Here is a 1,057-nt window from a genome sequence, read left to right as displayed (position 1 = left end):
TCACGCCATGGCCAACCTGAGCAGCGCTGCGGCTCCTGCGCCCGTTTGGGCGTTCCGCTCCAAGGCGCGGAACCAGCCCAGATAGTTCGGCAGATAGGACGTCGCCACGCCATGGAATCGGGCGATCCAACCCTTCAGCCGGCTGTGGTGTGCATTGACGTTCTGGACATGCCAGGCACCGCGCTTGCGCTCGCCGCGAAGGGTGTTCAGCGCGTGGTGCTCAAGACCAAGAGCCTTTGCCGCACTGGCCAGCATGGCGCTGCCGTCGGTGCAGAGCACCGCATCAGGGGCAACGGCGATAGGCAGGACCGCCAACAGCCCCTGCTTGTTGCCGGCGCTCAGGAGGTGATCGGTCATCTGACCCGTCCGGTTGCGGGCGACCAGAACCGGTACTTGTTCGTTCGACAGACCCCGCTTCGCCGCCGCACCGCCCCGACGGCGCGGTTTGCGGCCATGTCCATGGATCTTCAGATCTCGGCGCTGGCCCTTGAACGACCTCAGGAAGTAGGCCTCGTCGGCCTCTACGACGCCGCTCAGGTACTGATCCTTCGTCTCGCGGGCGACCGTCAGGAATCGATGCCGCCAGCGAAAAGCCGTGGTCCGGTGCACGCCCAAACGTGCGGCGGCCTTGCGGACGCTCAAGCCGGCGTCCATGACCTCGGCCTGCTGCAGCCAACGGTCTCGGTGGCGAAGCCCCGACAGGGCCGTGCCGGTCAGTGGATTGAAGGTCTTCCCACAGTCCCGGCAGCGAAACCGCTGGGCGCCGCCACTTTGGCCATGCCGCACCAGATGCCCGCCGGCGCAGTGCGGGCACGCCGCCGGGACACGCTCCGAAACCAACCGGGTAACCAGCCCCTCGGATCGTTGACCCTGCAGCTTCGCCAGGACTTTCTCCTGCTGGGCAGGCGTCAATCGTTCAGCCTCCGCCAACCAACGCTTCAGTTCTCGAGCACGCATCCGGCTTCTCCACGCCCGAAATCCTCGGGCCGTGTCTAAACCGTGCTCCCACCCCGGCTCACCGTTCGAGACGATCAACAATCAACGCGAACAGCGCCAA

The 1,057-nt window shown here is 65.9% G+C and carries 1 protein-coding gene; it reads right to left on the bottom strand.

Annotated elements, in window-relative coordinates; genetic code table 11:
* A complete protein-coding gene (locus ACOVRJ_RS18560) occupies nucleotides 1-957 on the bottom strand; it encodes an IS1595 family transposase (protein WP_422045310.1) in 957 nt (318 codons plus the stop codon).
* Between the last annotated feature and the right edge of the window lie 100 nt (nucleotides 958-1,057).

The organism is Roseateles sp. (assembly GCF_049240545.1).
GTDB lineage: Bacteria > Pseudomonadota > Gammaproteobacteria > Burkholderiales > Burkholderiaceae_C > Paucibacter_A.
The sequence above is the reverse complement of the archived record's forward strand: the minus strand, read 5'-3'. Positions and strand labels throughout refer to the sequence as shown.

Coding starts and splice junctions, on each gene's coding strand:
- ACOVRJ_RS18560 (WP_422045310.1), bottom strand. CDS start 957: ATGCGTGCTCGAGAACTGAAGCGTTGGTTGGCGGAGGCTGAACGATTG.